Here is a 15,892-nt window from a genome sequence, read left to right as displayed (position 1 = left end):
GTCGTCAACCCGAATGGTGGGCGCAAACGGTTCAGCGCAACCCGTCCTCGCCCTTGACCTGATCCTTGGTCAGGCCGCCCACGCGGGGCAAGGGCCGACCGCTGTCGGTGACCGCCACCGCCAGCAGGATCTCGTTCGCCCGTGGCGCATCGGGCACGCGCACCTCGATGGCGTCGAAATGGCTGCGCACATAGGCGGCATCCTTGTGCCCCAGCGGCACGTCGATGGCCGTGCCGAGGCCCCCCATCTTCTTCGCCGAGGGGATGAGGGCCGCCCCCTTGCCCAGCGTGGACCGAATCGGGGTGCCCAATTTGGGGTGCAGCATGGCGGCGGCGTGCTCCAGCTCACCGGCCTCGCCGACGATGGCGGCCTTGCCGTAGCTCTCCGCCCGCGACCCGTCGATGCCCAGCGCCTCCAGGCAGCGGCCGGTCAGCATGCCGCCCAGATCCTCGCTCAGCGCCACCAGCGGCGACAAGTCCTCCGCGTAGCGGCCGGCGAAGGGGTTCTCGACCACGGCGATGGCGACGGCCCGGCGGGAGGGGGGATCCACGTCCCGTCCCATCTCGCGCCGCACCTCGTCGACGATGGTCACCAGCTTGCGTATCGCGCCCGTCATCGCAGCCCGTCCTCCCCCTTGATCTCGTGCGCCTGGAGCCCGCCGATGCGCGCGTGCACGCGCCCGCCGCGGGTCATCACCAGCGCATACACCAGCTCGTCCGCGGCAGGCGCCCCGGGCACCCCGACCTCCATCGCGTCGTAATGCGTGCGCACGTAGGACGCGTTCACGTGGGTGATCGGCACGTCCAGCCGGCAGCCGGGGCCGCCCACCTTCTTGGTCGAGGGCACGATGGCCTTGGCCCCGCCCAGCACCTCGCGCATCGCGTAGCCGCCGGGGACGTGCCAGAGGGCCCCATGCTCGATCTCGCCGGCCGAGCCCACGATGGCACCCTTGCCGTAGCCCTCGATCGTCGCCGGATCGCCGCCCATGGCGGTCAGCAGGCGCTGCGCCATCTCCACCCCGACCGGGTTCAGCGCCTCCATCATCGGCAGGATGTCGGCCACGTAGCGGCCGGCGTAGGGGTTGCGCAGCACGGCGCAGATCGCCCCCCGGCGCGGCGGCACCGCGGCCGGCGGGCCGCCCTCGTGAAAGATGTCCTCCACCGTCAGGTGGATACGCCGCACCTCGATCATGCCGCCTCCCGGTTCTTATCCGTCATCAGGCCGGGCAGCGGCCCGACCACCCGCACAGCGCCGGCCAGCACCAGCACCGCGCCCCAGATCAATCCTTCGGTGCGCAGACGTTCGGCCACACGGACGCCATTGTCCAGCGCCGCGCGCACGGCCGCATCCGGAAGCGCCCCGACCGCGACCGTCACCAGCCGCTCGCCCAGGTCGCTGTCGTCCTTCACCGCGCGTGCCGGCAGCCGCATCACCGCCGGGTGCGCCACATCGATCGCGTTCGCCACCATGGTGGCCGCCGCGTCGGCCTCGGCCGCCGACCGCGCCAGCACGGTGGCCGCGTCGGCAATGCCAAGGCTCTGGCTGCGCCCGCGCCAGCCGGAGGTGGCGACCCCGCGCACCGGCAGGGCGGCGGTGAGGGGGAAGGTACCGTCCATCCAGACAGCCCTCTCCCCCCCGGGGAGAGGGTTGGGTGAGGGGGAAAGGCCCCTCATGCCGCCACGCGCGGGGAACAGTGGCGTTTCCCCCTCACCCCGACCCTCTCCCCGGGGGGGGGAGGGGGTGGCAACCCCCACCGTCAGCGTCTCCCCGTCAGTCAGATGCAGGGCGATGTCGCCGCCGTTGTTGACCGAGGCGCGGCGCACGCGCGGCGCGGCGGCCAGGATCGCCGCCAGGATCTCGTCGGCGACCGCCCCGGCGACAGCGGCCATCGGCGTGATGAAGACCTCGCGGTGCGGCCAGCAGGCGGCCAGCATGCGCCGCGCCACCGGCCCGGCCAGCGGCGGCGGCTCCGCGCCCAGCGGCGCGCGCAGCAAGGCCAGCTCCCCGCACAGGGTCGGCAGGATGTCGGCGAAGCGCGCCACCGCCGCCGCGTAGGCGGCGCGCACCTCCCACACCCCGCCGTCCACGGCGACGATCAGGTCGATCGGCCCGTGCTGGAGGTGCAGCCGCCCGTCGGGCAGCGTTGCGGCGAGGGGGCCGCTCATCGCCCCGGCTCCTGCAATGGCCATGGATTGGCGGCGTGCCAGCCGGCCAGCCGCATGCGGTCGGCGGACGCCACGTCCCCGATGGAGCGCACGCGGTCCATGTGGCCGCCGAGTGCGGCGTAATCGTCCAGCCGCAGCGTGAACTCGATGGGCGCCACGATGGCCGGGGTCGGGACATGGCCGAAGGAGTTGGCGGGCATGCGCAGCACGTCCACCATCACCGTGATGCCGCCGCCCGGCCACACATACACCGGCGCCCCGCCGCAGGTGACGCGGGTCAGCGTGTCGCGCACGGAGCGGGTGAGGCGTACGGGATTGCTGGTCACCCCCGCCCGCAGGCTGCCGCCGGCCCCGCCCATGAACAGGACGGTCGATAGCGCCGGCTCGCAATTCTCGCCGATGCGCTCCACCACGTCGCGCACGGGGGCCGGCATCTCCGTCGGCACCGGGCGGAGCTGGTTGTCCAGCACCGCCCACAGCGAATCCTCGCCGGTGGTGGACACCATCAGCAGCCGCATGCCGGGCCGCGCGAGCTTGGGGTCGATGCTGTCGATGATGGTCAGCGGGTCGGTCACGTCGGTGCCGCCCCAGCCGGAGCCCGGCTCGGCCACCTGGAAATAGCGGCCGGGGGTGGAGCGCCGCCCGCGCACGCGGATGCCGGCCGGGGCCATGCCCAGGAACTTGCCGGCCTGATGCTCGGTCAGCACGCCGGTGATGTGGTCGTCCACCACGATCACCTCGTCGACATGGCCGTGCCACTGCTGGGCGAACATGCCGATGGTGGCGCTGCCGCAGCCGACCCGCATGCGGTGCTCCAGCTTCCCGTCGATCACCGGCGGCTGGCCGGCCTGCACGGTCAGGCTGGCGCCGCCATCGACGGTCAGCTCCACCGCCCCGCCGTTGCACAGCGCCAGCAGCGTGTCGCAGGCGACCACGCCCTCCTTCTTGCTGCCGCCGGTCAGGTGGCGCACACCGCCCAGCGCCAGCATCTGCGAGCCGTACTCGGCGGTGGTGACATGGCCGACCTGCTCGCCCTTGCAGCGCACGGCGGCCTGCTCGGGGCCGACGAAACGGTCGGTGTCGATCTTCACCTTGACGCCGCAATAGCTGAAGATCCCCTCCGTCACCACGGTGACGAGATCCACCCCGTCGACATTGGACGACACGATGAAGGGCGCCGGCTTGTAGTCGGGGTAGGTGGTCCCCGCCCCGACGCCGGTGACGAACAGCGAGCCGCTGTCGATGGGGTTGCCGGTCCATTCCTTGGCCAGGAATGGCACCATGGCGCCGTTCTGGTCGATGGTCCGGCTTGCCAGCACCACCGGGTCGATGCGGGTGAGCTGCCCGCCCTCGTTGGCGTAGCGGTCGCAGGCCCCGGTCTTGCCCGGCCGGATGCGGCAGAGCACCGGGCAGGCGTCGCAGGTGACGATATCAGTCGCGGCGGTTTCGGTAAGCGTGGTCGTCATGGGCGGACACCTGCGGCTTTCAACGCGGCGCGCACGCGGTCGGGCGTCGCCGGCACGCGGGTGATGCGCACGCCGGTGGCGTGGTGGATGGCGTTCAGGATGGCGGGGGCGGTGGGGATCAGCGCCGGCTCGCCGATGCCCTTGGCCCCGTACGGGCCCAGCGGCTCGCGGTCCTCGATGAGGATGCAGTGGATGTCCGGCACGTCGCCCACGGTGGGGATCAGGTAGTCGTGCAGGTTCTCCGTCCGCCCCGGCACATACTCCTCCATCAGGGCGAGGCCGAGGCCCTGGGCGACGCCGCCCTGGATCTGCCCCTCCACCTGCAACGGGTTCACCGCGCGCCCGACATCGTGGGCGGCGACGATGCGCAGCACCCGCACGGTGCCGAGCTCAACATCCACCTCCACCTCCGCCATCTGGGCCGCGAAGCCGTAGGTGGCGTAGGGGATGCCCTGCCCGTCCGCGTCCAGCGGGCTGGTCGGCGGGTCGAACTGACCGCGGCCGGTCAGCACGTCGCCGTTGGCGTCGCGCTCCAGCTCGGTCAGGCGCAGGCTGCGTTCCCCGGCGGCGTCGCGCACGGTGACCCGCCCGTCGCCGAAGCCCAGCACCGCGTCCGGCCCGGCGTTCAGCCGGCGCAAAAGCTGCCCGCGCAGATCCAGCCCGGCCAGCTCCGCCGCCTTGCCCGACACGAAGGTCTGGCGCGACGCCGAGGTCTTGCCGGCGTCCTCGCACAGATCGGTGCAGCCCATCAGCACGTCGATGCCATCAATCGGCACGCCCAGCGCGTCGGCGACGATCTGCGCCATGATGGTGTTGGAGCCTTGGCCGATATCGACCGCGCCGTTGTAGAGCGTCACCCGCCCGTCCGGCTTCAGCCCGATCCGCATGGCGGACGGGTTGGACAGCGAGGTGTTGCCGATCCCGTACCACATGCAGGCGATGCCCACGCCGCGGCGGGTGACGCCGCCATCGGCGTTGGCCGCCACCGCCGCGGCTCGCGCCTCCGCCCAGGGGCCGCGCAGCGCGTCCAGGCAGGCGGCGAGCCCGCAGCTCGCTTCCAGCCGCTGCCCGGTCGCGGTCGGCTGGCCGGGGCGGATGGCGTTGATGTGGCGGAATTCCAGCGCATCCATGCCGAGCGTCGCGGCCAGCTCGTCCATCAACGCCTCGCCGGCGATGGACGCCTGCGGCACGCCGAAGCCGCGGAAGGCGCCGGCCGGCGGGTCGTTGGTCAGCAAAGCCCGGCTCAAGGCCCGCACGCCGCCGGTGACGTGGTAGGGACCGGTCGCGTGCACCGGCACCCGGTTCGCCACCGTCGGCCCCCAGGACGCGTAGGCCCCGGTGTTGAAATCCCCGGCGAAATCATAACCGGTCAGCCGGCCGTCGGCGTCCGCCGACGCCTTGGCGGTGATGCGGGCGGGGTGGCGCTTGGTGGTGGACGCCATGGATTCGGGTCGCGTGTAGACGCAGCGCACCGGCCGCCCGAGCCGCCAGGCCGCCAGCGCGATCAAGGGCTGCACCGACAGGTCCAGCTTGCCGCCGAAGCCGCCGCCGACCGCGGTCGGCACGATGCGCACGGCGTCCAGCGGCAGGCCGAGCACGGCGGCCACATCCTCCCGGTCCATGCCGGGGCTCTGGGTGCAGGCCACCACCTCGATGCGGTCGCCGACGCGCTGCGCGTAACCGGCCTCCGGCTCGATGTAGGCGTGCTCGACGAAGCTGGTCTCCACCGCAATGGACGCGGTGGCCGCGGCGCCGGCGAAGGCGGCCTCCACGTCGCCGCGCACCACCCGGCCGCGCACCAGCAGATTGTCGGGCTTCTCCGCATGCACCGCCGCACCGGTGCCAGCCTGGGCCGCGGTGAAGGTGACGGGCTCCAGCGCCTCCCACAGGATGGGCAGCACGTCGTCGGTCAGCGCCTCGATGGTGGCACGGTCGCCGACCAGCGCCAGCACCGCCTCGCCGCGGTAGCGCGCTTCCCCCTCGGCCAGCACCGGCTGGTCCTTGATGTGGGGCATGACGCCGTAGCGGTTGAAGGGCACGTCGGCCGCCGTCAGCACGGCGGCCAGCCCCGGCCACGCCGCGCGCAGCGCCGTCAGATCGCCGATGGTGAAGCGCGCCCGCGCGTACGGGGAGCGTACGGCGCGCAGCCACAGCGCGTCGGCCGGGGCCACGTCGTCGCCGTAGCGCTCGCGCCCCGTCAGCTTGGCCAGACCGTCCGTCTTGGCGATGGCCGCCCCCACCGCCGCACCCGCGCGCGGCACCACGGCGTCGAGCACCGGGTCCGCGGCGCGCAGCACCGCGTCCACGATCTTGCGGTAGCCGGTACAGCGGCAGAGCACGCCCCCCAGCGCGTCCTCGACCTCCCGACGGTCGGGCCGCGCGGTGCGCTCCAGCAGCGCCGTGGCCGCCATCAGCATGCCGGGGGTGCACACCCCGCACTGCGCCGCCCCGGCGTGGTGGAAGGCGCGCTGGAGCCGGCGCGTGGCGTCCGCCTCCTCCAGCCCCTCCACCGTGCGCACGCGCCGCCCCGCCACCTGGGCGGCGGGGACGAGGCAGGCGCACACCGGCTCGTCGTCCAGCAGCACCGTGCAGGCGCCGCAGTCGCCGGCGTTGCAGCCGACCTTGGTGCCGGTCAGGCCGAGATCGCCGCGCAGCACGTCCGACAGCCGCCGGCCGGGCGGCACGGCGACGCTCTGCGGCCGGCCGTTCAGGGTGAAGGCGATGTCGGTCGTGTCGTCGGCCGGGATGGCGAAACGGGTGGTCATGGCCCCTCCACGAGCTGGGCGATGGCGCGGCGGACGAGGGTGAGGGCGGCGTCGCGGCGGTAGTCGGCGGACGCGCGCACGTCGTCGATGGGTGTCAGGGCCGACAGGTGGTCGGGGCGCACGCGGTCGGCCAGCCCGCGGCTGACCGGCACGCCGACCAGCTCCGTCTCCAGCGCCGTCAGTCGCAACGGCACGGCGCTGCACGCGCCGACCGCCACCCGCAGCCGTCCGACCGTGCCGTCCGCCGCCGGCTCCAGCACCGCCGCCACCATGGCGATGGAGATGACGAGGTAGGCGCGCGCTCCCAGCTTCAGGAACACCGAGCGGGCGCCCGGCGCACAGTCCGGTACGAACAGGCCGGTCACCATCTCGTCCGGCCGGCGCACCGTGCGGCGGTTGCCGGTGACGAAATCGCCAACCGGCACCCGGCGCCCCCCCTCGGCCGAGGCCAGCTCGACCACCGCGTCGAGCGCCAGCAGGTTGGGCGTGCCGTCGGCGGCGGGCGATGCGTTGCACAGGTTCCCAGCCAGCGTGCCGGTGTTCTGGATCTGGATGCCGCCCACCCGACGGGCCGCGTCCTTGTAGCCGTCGAACCAGGGGGGAAGGTCGGCGCGCACGAGGTCGGTCCAGGTGGCGAGCGCCCCCAGCCGGTGGCCGCCGTCCTCCGCCGAAATCCGCCGCAGCTCACGCAGAGCGCTGACGTCCAGCACATCCTCGGTCAGCGGCCGGCCGATGCGGGCCGGGTACACGTCCGTACCCCCTGCGACAACCAGCAGCGGTGACGCCGCCAGCAGGTTGAGCGCAGCATCCACCTTCTCGGGCCTGTGGAACCGTCCCATGCCTCTCCCGCCCGGCCGTTGCGCGGCCATTGTGTGTGTACATATACGATCCGCCGTGATATGCATGGTTGTCAAGCGGATTTCGCATAGCGGAGTGTGCCCATGACCACCACCGCGCTGGCGCTTGGTTTTGGCCTGACGTTTCGTGATCTCTACGGGCGGGAGGGGCTGGCGGCCGTCGATGCCGCCTTCCTCGACCGGCTGCGCTCCACCGATGCGGCGCTTGCCGATGCGCTGATCGCGGCGCGCTCCGCCCCCGACTCGCTCGACGCCAAGGCGGAGAGCGCGCTGCTGCTGGACCTCGCCCGCCCGCTGGAGGATTTCCTGGGTGAGCTGTTCGGCATCGGTGACGCCCTGACGGGCCTGCGCGACCGCCACCACGCGCTGGCCGCCCTCTACAGGGTCAAGCGCCTGTTCGTGCAGCGCCGCGCCGCCAAGGCGGTGAAGCCGGACGCCGCCGCCGGCCTGGACGGCGCCGCCCTGGCCGCGGCGCTGGAGGGCTGGACCGGCGCCCCGCTGGACGAGCTGTCCTTCGCCCACGCGGCCGAAGGCTGGATGGCGGACGAGGCCGCGAACGCCGAGCGGCTCGACACCGCCGCCCGCTACGCCGCCTGGGCCTTGTACGCGCCGGACGGCTGGGCGAAGCACGGCGACGGGCTGCTCTTCCAGATCCCCCACAAGACCGACCCGGAGCATCTCGTCGAACTGGTGACGGAGGAGCGGCACGGCGCACCGACCTTCCGCTGCGCCGACGGGCACCGGCGCAACCGCGAGGGCTTCGGCCTCACCGACGCTGGCACCGACCTCGCCGGCGCGCTGGATGAGGCGAACTACTGCATCTGGTGCCACAACCAGGGCAAGGACAGCTGCTCCAAGGGTCTGCCCGACCGTAAGGCCGGCGGCTTCGCCCGCAGCCCCTTCGGCGTGCCGCTCGCCGGCTGCCCGCTGGAGGAGCGCATCTCCGAGATGCACAGCCTGAAGGCCGAGGGCGTGCCGGTCGGCGCGCTGGCGGTGGCGGTCGTCGCCAACCCGATGATCGCCGGCACCGGCCACCGCATCTGCAACGACTGCATGAAGGCCTGCATCTACCAGAAGCAGGAACCGGTCGACATCCCGCAGGCGGAGACGCGCACGCTGAAGGACGTGCTGGAGCTGCCCTGGGGCTTCGAGATCTACAGCCTGCTCACCCGCTGGAACCCGCTGGACCTCCGCCGCCCGCTGCCGCGCCCGGACAGCGGGCGCAAGGTCCTGGTGGTGGGGCTCGGCCCCGCCGGTTTCACGCTGGCGCACCATCTGATGAACGACGGGCACAGCGTCGTCGGCATCGACGGGCTGAAGATCGAGCCGCTGCCCGCCGACCTGTCCGGCGTACGGCCCGACGGCACCCGCGTGCCCTTCCGCCCCGTCCGCGACGTGGCCGAGCTGTACGAGCATCTGGGCGAGCGCACCATGGCCGGTTTCGGCGGGGTGGCCGAGTACGGCATCACCGTGCGCTGGAACAAGAATTTCCTGAAACTGATCCGGCTGCTGCTGGAACGCCGGGCGGCGATGACCATGGTCGGCGGCGTGCGCTTCGGCGGCACGCTCTCCATCGACGACGCCTTCGCCATGGGCTTCGACCATGTTGCGCTCTGCATGGGGGCCGGGCGGCCGACCGTGGTGCCGATGGCGAACGGGCTGGCGCGCGGGGTGCGGCAGGCGTCGGACTTCCTGATGGCGCTGCAACTGACCGGTGCCGCCAAGCCCGACAGCCTGGCGAACCTCCAGGTGCGCTTGCCGGTGGTGGTCATCGGCGGCGGCCTGACCGCCATCGACACCGCCACCGAGGCGCTGGCCTACTACCCGGTGCAGGTGGGCAAGTTCCTCGACCGCTTCGAGACGCTGTGCGACGCCATGGGGGAGGCCGCCGTGCGCGCCGGCTGGACGCCGGAGGAGACGGAGACGGCGGAGGAGTTCCTGGCCCACGCCCGCGCCATCCGGCGGGAGCGGGTGCAGGCGATGGCGGAGGGTCGGCCGGCCGACATCGGCGCACTGCTGGCCGGCTGGGGCGGGTCCACCGTCGCCTACCGCCGCCGACTGATCGACAGCCCGTCCTACACCCTGAACCACGAGGAGGTGGCGCACGGGCTGGCCGAGGGCATCCGCTTCCTGGAATGCGTCACCCCGCGCGGGGTGGAGATCGACGCCGCCGGCCACGCGATGGCCATCCACCTCGTGCACAACCCCGCCGGCCCCGACGGGGTGGTGGCCCCGGCCGGCATCGGCGTCACCCTGCCCGCCCGCACGATCCTGGTCGCCGCCGGCACCCAGCCCAACACGGTGCTGGCGCGGGAGGAGCCGGGCTGGGTCAAGCTCGACGGCCGCTGTTTCCAGGCGGTGGACGCCGACGGCAACCCGGTCACCCCGGAGAAATCCGCCAAGCCGGCAGTGCCGCAGGTGCTGATGACGCGCACGCCGGACGGCCGCTTCGTCAGTTTCTTCGGCGACCTGCACCCCTCCTTCGCCGGCAACGTGGTGAAGGCGATGGGCGGGGCCAAGCAGGGCTATCCCACCGTCACCCGCGTGATGGGCACGGTGGAGCCGACCGCCGTCACCGCCGCCGACCTCGCCGCGCGGATCAACGAGGAGCTGCGCCCGGTGGTGCACCGGGTGGAGCGGCTGACCCCCACCATCGTGGAGGTGGTGGTGAAGGCCCCCGCCGCCGCCCGCCGATTCGAGCCGGGCCAGTTCTACCGTTTGCAGAATTTCGAGACGTTGGCCCCGAAGGCGCTCGGCACGACGCTCGCCATGGAGGGGCTGGCGCTGACCGGCGCCTGGGTGGACAAGGAGGCCGGGCTGCTGTCGATGATCGTGCTGGAGATGGGCGGCTCCTCCAGCCTGTGCGCGCATCTCAAGCCCGGCGAGCCGGTGGTCGTCATGGGGCCGACGGGTGCCCCCACCGAGGTCCCGGCGGGGGAGACGCTGATGCTGGTCGGCGGCGGGCTCGGCAACGCCGTGCTCTTCTCCATCGGGCAGGCGGCCCGCGCCAAGGGCTGCCGCGTCGTCTACTTCGCCGGCTACAAGGCTTTGGCCGACCGCTACAAGGTCGAGCAGATCGAGGCCGCCGCCGACCGCGTGGTGTGGGCCTGCGACGAGGCGCCGGGCTTCGCCCCCTCCCGCCCCGGCGACGCCACCTTCACCGGCAACATCGTGGAGGCCATCCGCGCCTACGCCGCGGGCGAGCTGGGGCCGGTGGACATCCCGCTGTCGGAGGTGGACCGCATCGTCGCCATCGGCTCCGACCGGATGATGGCCGCGGTGGGGCGTGCCCGCCACGGCGTGCTGAAGCCCTTCCTCAAGCCCGGCCACGCCGCCATCGGCTCCATCAACAGCCCTATGCAGTGCATGATGAAGGAGGTCTGCGCCCAGTGCCTGCAACGGCACCTGGACCCGGCGACGGGGAAGGAAAGCATCGTCTTCTCCTGCTTCAACCAGGACCAGGAGCTGGACCGCGTCGATTTCGACAATCTGAATCAACGCTTGAAGCAGAACGCGGTGCAAGAGAAGCTGACCGTCCGCTGGATCCGCCACTGCCTCGCGGCAACGGCCCCGGCGGACACGACGCACTGACGGGATGCCGCCGATGCCGGACGCCGACCGCCTACCCGTACCCGACGACCCGTCCAGGGCCGAGCGCCCGGGCATCGACGGTTACGTGCTGGAGGACCAGATCGGCCACGTCATGCGCCGCGCCTTCCAGCGCCACGCCGCCATCTTCGCCGAGGGCATCGAACCATCCGGCCTGACGCCCATGCAGTTCGCGGTGATGGTCAAGCTCTACGAGCTGGGGCCGCAGTCGCAGAACCATGTCGGCCGTCTGTCCGCCATGGACGCCGCCACCATGATGGGCGTCATCCGCCGCCTTCTCGAACGCGGCTGGGTCGCCCGCACCCCCGACCCCGCCCACGCGCGGCGCCTGCTGCTGACCCTGACCGAGGACGGCGAGGCCGTCATCGCCAAGGCCCTGACCGCCGCCCGCCGCATCACCGCCGAGACGCTGGCCCCGCTGAGCGAGGAGGAGCGGGGGGTGCTGCTGGGGTTGTTGAAGCGGCTGACGTGAGAGCTATTGTCCGGATTCCCTCAGAGGCGGCTTGACAACCATCAACGTGTGCTTCCGTATCCCTGAGACCACCTCTGCGAAGAATGCGGAGAGCCATTTTCCTCAAGAGCTTATCGCTTGGCTTGGTTCCCCTGTCCGGCCAGGGACGGCGAAAAGTGTCTGCGAACGAGCTTTCTTAACTTGGGCTGCAAGGCGCGCTATGGGCAACCAAAAGGGAATGGTACGGCCCTTCTACAAATGATCTGGACTGCACCTTGATCGGGTACATCGTCGTTGGCCCGGCGGTCGGGATCTGTTACAATTTGGGTAAGTTCAATGGCGGCTCTGATGCACTTACGCGGTAAACCATACAATAAGGGCTTGGGAATGGTGTACGTTCCATACCAACCGACAGGTGGGCCGCTGCACGAGAGGTTTCCAGAGCTACACCATTACACCAATTGGAGTGGTCTTTCAGGAATATGGAATAGTCAAACTATTTGGGCGTCGCGAGCTGATTGCCTGAATGATACAACGGAGATAAAGCATTTCAGCGACCCCTTCTTTACTGAAATTCAGAGGATGATTTATAAGCTTCTGAAAGAACAACCGAACTATGAAAAAGAGATTAAGGAATTTGTTGCGGAATCAAGGGGGCCTGCAATTGCATCTCGAAACGCAACCAATCAGATAAGAGACGTTTTTTCCAAACATATTCTTGGACTTAATGGCGGGAATGGAGTGATAAGCCTACCTTTTATTGTATCGCTTTGTGCTCATGGCGCGAGTCGGGAATACGAGGTAAAGAATGGATTGCTGAGTCAATGGCGAGGCTACGGAGGGATTGAGCGATATTGTATCGTGTTCGATACATTCGAGCTACAAAGGGTGATTTGTTCGGAAATGACTACGGGCCGGTATCAAGGACTTATAATGGATAAAGTAAAATATAACATGAACGACGCTCAATTCTTGAAAGAAAACTCCGAATTGATCAATGCGATTTGCGAAATCTGGATAAATCGGGAGCATGAGAACGAAAGAAAGATGCTGAAGGTTGTGTCATCGTTTCCAAGTATGGCTTCAACTCTTAAGCATCGCGCATTTGAAGAAGAGCAAGAAGTTCGTATTATTGCCTATCCTTTTACGGAGGAGTTCGTTAATAGATATTATTCAACCAACTCGAGGGATTCGCGTGTTTTCGCCAAAGAAATTTATGTCAGAGAACGAGAGGACGGAGAGAGAAAAGGTGAGAAAATACATTATCTGAAGCTATTTGCCGAGATGCGAGAAGTCCGCCAGCTTCCCATCCGACGGATCATTGTTGGCCCCTCTTTTCGAAAGAATGATCTGAAAAATAAAGTGCGCGATCTGGTCGGAAATTCTCTCGAAATCACAGTATCTGATACCCCGTTCATAGGTTGAATATTTCGATCTGGTTAATTTCATAAGTATTGATATAGGTACTCCTACCCCCCCGTCCCCAGCCCCGCCGCGGTCGCCGCCGGCCGTGGCGTCGACGCCACGGTGCCGGCCCCCGGCCGGCCTGGCGCGGCGTCCAGCAGCTTGAGCGCGCGGGCGAAGGGCTGGTCGGTCGCCACGTCCGGGATCCCGGCGGTGGTCAGGGTCGGGCTTTCCGGCCCGTCCACGATCACGTCGGGGGCGATGCCGATCTGGTGGATGGCGTGGCCGGCGGGGGTCTGGTAGCGGGCGACGGTCAGCTTGAGGGCGCTGCCGCCCGGCATCGGGTAGATGTTCTGGATCACGCCCTTGCCGAAGCTCTTCGATCCCACCAGCACGGCGCGGCCATGGTCCTGCAGGGCGCCGGCCAGGATCTCGGCGGACGACGCGCTGCGGTTGTTGATCAGCACCACCAGCGGCGCCTCGCCGCTCTCGTCGCCGGGGCGGGCGGTGTGGACGCGGCTGGCGGAGCCGTCGCGCGCGACCGAGGTCAGGATGGTGCCGCCGCCGAGGAAGGCGTCGGCCACATCCACCGCGGCGCGCACCAGCCCGCCGGGGTTGTCGCGCAGGTCCAGCACGATGCCGCGCAGCCCCGCACCACCGCCGGCCCGCAGCGCCGCCAGCGCCTCGCCGACGCCGGGGTAGGTGCGGCGGTCGAAGCGATTGATGCGGATGTAGCCGACACGGCCCGCCATGCCCCAGCGCACCGACGGCACCGTCATCGAGGCGCGCGCGACCATCAGCTCGATCAGGGCCGGCGCCCCGGCCCGCTCCAGCGTCAGACGCACCGGCACCCCGTCCCGCCCACGCACGAGCCGGCCGATCTCGGCGATGTCGAGGGACCCCACCAGCCGCCCCTCCACCTGCACCAGCGCGTCGCCGGTGCGCATCCCGGCCTTGTCCGCCGGCGAGCCCGGCAGCACCTCCGACACCCGCACGCGCTCGCCCTCCTTGCGGTAGCGGATGCCGATGCCCGTCATCTCGCCGCGCGTCTCCGCGTCGAGCTGCTTCACGTCGGCGGGGTTCAGGTATTTCGAATAGCGGTCGCGCTCGGCCATGGCGGCGATGGCGATCTCGGCGAGCTGCCGGTCGCTCATCGGCTCCAGATAGCTGCCGCGGATGCGGCGCAGCGCCTTGGTGAACAGCTCCACCGCCTCGGCCTCGCCGAAGGGGGCGGCCTCCTCGGCCGCGACGGTCTGCGCCCGCAGCGCCGCGGGTGCCACCCCCGTCAGCGCGAGGGCAAGACACAGGGCGGCGACGGGCGCGGTCGGCGTCATGGGCGGAGGGCTCCGGATGCGCCGGGCGGTGACGGAACCCGACGCTTTGGTCAGGATGCTGATGATATGTGAACGCACGGTTAACCATCAGCGTGGCCGTACGCGCGCCCCACGGCGCCTGCGCGCTTCCCCGCCGGTGCAACCCTGCCGTATCATGCGCGAAACACGACGACGCCTCACCGGGGGGAGGACGCAGGATGCGGCTGGACGGGGACTATGATTACGTGGTGGTCGGCGGCGGTTCGGCCGGCTGCGTGCTGGCGAACCGGCTGTCGGCGGACCCGTCGGTGACCGTGCTGCTGCTGGAGGCGGGGGGCGAGCCGAACTGGATCTGGTTCCACGTCCCGGTCGGCTATCTCTACTGCATGAACAACCCGCGCGCCGACTGGTGCCTGTCCACCGAGGAGGAGCCGGGCCTGAACGGCCGCGCGCTGAAATACCCGCGCGGCAAGGTGCTGGGCGGCTGCTCGGCCATCAACGGCATGATCTACATGCGCGGGCAGGCGGCCGACTACGACCACTGGCGCCAGCTCGGCAACCGCGGCTGGGGGTGGGACGAGGTGCTGCCCTTCTTCCGCAAGTCGGAGGACCACCACGGCGGCGCCAACGCTTTCCACGGATCGGGTGGCGAATGGCGGGTGGAGCGCCAGCGCCTGCGCTGGGAAATCCTGGACGCCTTCCGCCAGGCCTGCGTGGAGGCCGGCATTCCCGCCACCGACGATTTCAACCGCGGCGACAACGAAGGGGTCGGCTATTTCGAGGTGAACCAGCGCTCGGGCATCCGCTGGACCACCGCCAAGGCCTTCCTGAAGCCGGTGCGCCACCGCCCCAACCTGCGCGTCGTCACCGGCGCCACCACCACAAGGCTGGTGCTGGAGGGGCGGCGCGCCGTCGGCGTCGAATACGAGCAGGACGGGCTGCGCCACACCGCCACCGCCCGCGGCGAGGTGATCCTCGCGGCCGGCGCCATCTCCTCGCCCGTCCTGCTCCAACGCACCGGCATCGGACCGGGGGAGCTGCTGAGCGGGCTGGGGATCGAGCCGCGGCACGAGCTGCCGGGCGTCGGCGAGAATTTGCAGGACCACCTGCAGATCCGCGGCGTCTACAAGGTCACCAACGTGCTGACCCTGAACCGGATGAGCGCCACGCTGGTCGGCAAGGCGCGGATCGGGCTGGAATACGCGCTGTTCCGCTCCGGCCCGATGAGCATGGCGCCCTCGCAACTCGGCGTCTTCACCAGGTCCGACCCGCGGCTGGCGACGGCCGACCTGGAGTACCACGTGCAGCCGTTGTCGCTGGACCGTTTCGGGGAGCCGCTGCACCCCTTCGACGCCTTCACCGCCAGCGTCTGCAACCTGCGCCCGACCAGCCGCGGCCATGTCCGGCTGCGCTCCGCCGACGTGCGGCAGACCGCGCTGATCCGCCCCAACTACCTCTCGACCGAGGAGGACCGGCGCACCGCCGTGAACGCGCTGCGGCTGACCCGCCGCATCGCCGCCCAGCCGGCGCTGTCCCGCTACCGGCCGGAGGAGTTCCGCCCCGGCCCGGCGCTCGTCAGCGACGAGGATCTGGTGCGGGCGGCCGGCGACCTCGGCACCACCATCTTCCACCCCGTCGGCACCTGCAAGATGGGCAGCGACCCGATGGCGGTGGTGGACGAGCGGCTGCGCGTGCACGGCATCGAGGGCCTGCGGGTGGTCGACGCCTCGATCATGCCGACCATCACGTCGGGCAACACCAACTCCCCGGTCATCATGATCGCGGAGAAGGCGGCGGCGATGATCCGCGAGGACCGGCTGGCGAAGGCGGAACAGCGGGCGATGGCGGCGGCGTAGCGGCCG

At 70.2% G+C, this 15,892-nt stretch carries 11 protein-coding genes; 4 read left to right on the top strand and 7 right to left on the bottom strand.

Translation table 11 applies throughout. The features are described 5' to 3' along the window. Nucleotides 1–31: 31 nt before the first annotated feature. From HL658_RS09115 to HL658_RS09090, 6 genes are read right to left on the bottom strand one after another with little or no spacing between them, the layout of a single operon-like run. The gene (locus tag HL658_RS09115) at nt 32–616 is read right to left on the bottom strand and encodes an amino acid synthesis family protein (protein ID WP_180281629.1); all 585 of its coding nucleotides are present in this window, start codon (nt 614–616) and stop codon (nt 32–34) included. Continuing rightward, on the bottom strand, nt 613–1,191 hold the full coding sequence (locus tag HL658_RS09110; protein WP_180281628.1) for an amino acid synthesis family protein: 579 nt from the start codon (nt 1,189–1,191) through the stop codon (nt 613–615). Before HL658_RS09110 ends, HL658_RS09115 begins: the two co-directional genes overlap by 4 nt. Further along, complete coding sequence (locus HL658_RS09105; RefSeq protein WP_180281627.1) at nt 1,188–2,165, bottom strand: UPF0280 family protein; 978 nt, start codon at nt 2,163–2,165, stop codon at nt 1,188–1,190. The genes HL658_RS09110 and HL658_RS09105 overlap by 4 nt, the downstream gene beginning before the upstream one ends. Then, complete coding sequence (locus HL658_RS09100) at nt 2,162–3,631, bottom strand: 6-hydroxynicotinate reductase (protein WP_180281626.1); 1,470 nt, start codon at nt 3,629–3,631, stop codon at nt 2,162–2,164. Before HL658_RS09100 ends, HL658_RS09105 begins: the two co-directional genes overlap by 4 nt. Then, a complete protein-coding gene (locus HL658_RS09095; RefSeq protein ID WP_180281625.1) occupies nt 3,628–6,396 on the bottom strand; it encodes a molybdopterin-dependent oxidoreductase in 2,769 nt (922 codons plus the stop codon). The genes HL658_RS09100 and HL658_RS09095 overlap by 4 nt, the downstream gene beginning before the upstream one ends. After that, nucleotides 6,393–7,235 (bottom strand): FAD binding domain-containing protein, encoded by an 843-nt coding sequence (locus HL658_RS09090; protein WP_180281624.1) that lies wholly within the window; start codon nt 7,233–7,235, stop codon nt 6,393–6,395. The genes HL658_RS09095 and HL658_RS09090 overlap by 4 nt, the downstream gene beginning before the upstream one ends. 102 nt (nt 7,236–7,337) lie before the next feature. Between HL658_RS09090 and HL658_RS09085 the strand changes: the two genes are divergently transcribed. From HL658_RS09085 to HL658_RS09075, 3 genes are all read left to right on the top strand, one after another. Then, nucleotides 7,338–10,844, top strand: a complete 3,507-nt coding sequence (locus HL658_RS09085) for an FAD-dependent oxidoreductase (protein WP_180281623.1) — start codon at nt 7,338–7,340, stop codon at nt 10,842–10,844. Nucleotides 10,845–10,857: 13 nt separating this feature from the next. After that, the gene (locus tag HL658_RS09080) at nt 10,858–11,334 is read left to right on the top strand and encodes a MarR family winged helix-turn-helix transcriptional regulator (protein WP_180281622.1); all 477 of its coding nucleotides are present in this window, start codon (nt 10,858–10,860) and stop codon (nt 11,332–11,334) included. A gap of 315 nt (nt 11,335–11,649) precedes the next feature. Beyond that, a complete protein-coding gene (locus HL658_RS09075; RefSeq protein WP_180281621.1) occupies nt 11,650–12,738 on the top strand; it encodes a DUF2971 domain-containing protein in 1,089 nt (362 codons plus the stop codon). A gap of 44 nt (nt 12,739–12,782) precedes the next feature. Here HL658_RS09075 and HL658_RS09070 read toward each other — a convergent pair whose 3' ends face one another. Next, nucleotides 12,783–14,051, bottom strand: a complete 1,269-nt coding sequence (locus HL658_RS09070) for a S41 family peptidase (RefSeq protein WP_180281620.1) — start codon at nt 14,049–14,051, stop codon at nt 12,783–12,785. Between the two features lie 197 nt (nt 14,052–14,248). On the opposite strand from HL658_RS09070, the gene HL658_RS09065 reads away from it, so the two are divergent. Next, nucleotides 14,249–15,886: a GMC family oxidoreductase gene (locus HL658_RS09065; RefSeq protein ID WP_180281619.1), complete on the top strand. Its 1,638-nt coding sequence runs from the start codon at nt 14,249–14,251 to the stop codon at nt 15,884–15,886. Nucleotides 15,887–15,892: the final 6 nt, after the last annotated feature.

It is taken from the genome of Azospirillum oleiclasticum (assembly GCF_013423485.1).
Classification (GTDB): domain Bacteria; phylum Pseudomonadota; class Alphaproteobacteria; order Azospirillales; family Azospirillaceae; genus Azospirillum; species Azospirillum oleiclasticum.
Note: the sequence above shows the minus strand (reverse complement) of the source record. Positions and strands in the feature narration are given on the sequence as shown.

Coding starts and splice junctions, on each gene's coding strand:
- HL658_RS09085 (WP_180281623.1), top strand. CDS start 7,338: ATGACCACCACCGCGCTGGCGCTTGGTTTTGGCCTGACGTTTCGTGAT.
- HL658_RS09070 (WP_180281620.1), bottom strand. CDS start 14,051: ATGACGCCGACCGCGCCCGTCGCCGCCCTGTGTCTTGCCCTCGCGCTG.
- HL658_RS09075 (WP_180281621.1), top strand. CDS start 11,650: ATGGCGGCTCTGATGCACTTACGCGGTAAACCATACAATAAGGGCTTG.
- HL658_RS09080 (WP_180281622.1), top strand. CDS start 10,858: ATGCCGGACGCCGACCGCCTACCCGTACCCGACGACCCGTCCAGGGCC.
- HL658_RS09110 (WP_180281628.1), bottom strand. CDS start 1,191: ATGATCGAGGTGCGGCGTATCCACCTGACGGTGGAGGACATCTTTCAC.
- HL658_RS09115 (WP_180281629.1), bottom strand. CDS start 616: ATGACGGGCGCGATACGCAAGCTGGTGACCATCGTCGACGAGGTGCGG.
- HL658_RS09095 (WP_180281625.1), bottom strand. CDS start 6,396: ATGACCACCCGTTTCGCCATCCCGGCCGACGACACGACCGACATCGCC.
- HL658_RS09065 (WP_180281619.1), top strand. CDS start 14,249: ATGCGGCTGGACGGGGACTATGATTACGTGGTGGTCGGCGGCGGTTCG.
- HL658_RS09100 (WP_180281626.1), bottom strand. CDS start 3,631: ATGACGACCACGCTTACCGAAACCGCCGCGACTGATATCGTCACCTGC.
- HL658_RS09105 (WP_180281627.1), bottom strand. CDS start 2,165: ATGAGCGGCCCCCTCGCCGCAACGCTGCCCGACGGGCGGCTGCACCTC.
- HL658_RS09090 (WP_180281624.1), bottom strand. CDS start 7,235: ATGGGACGGTTCCACAGGCCCGAGAAGGTGGATGCTGCGCTCAACCTG.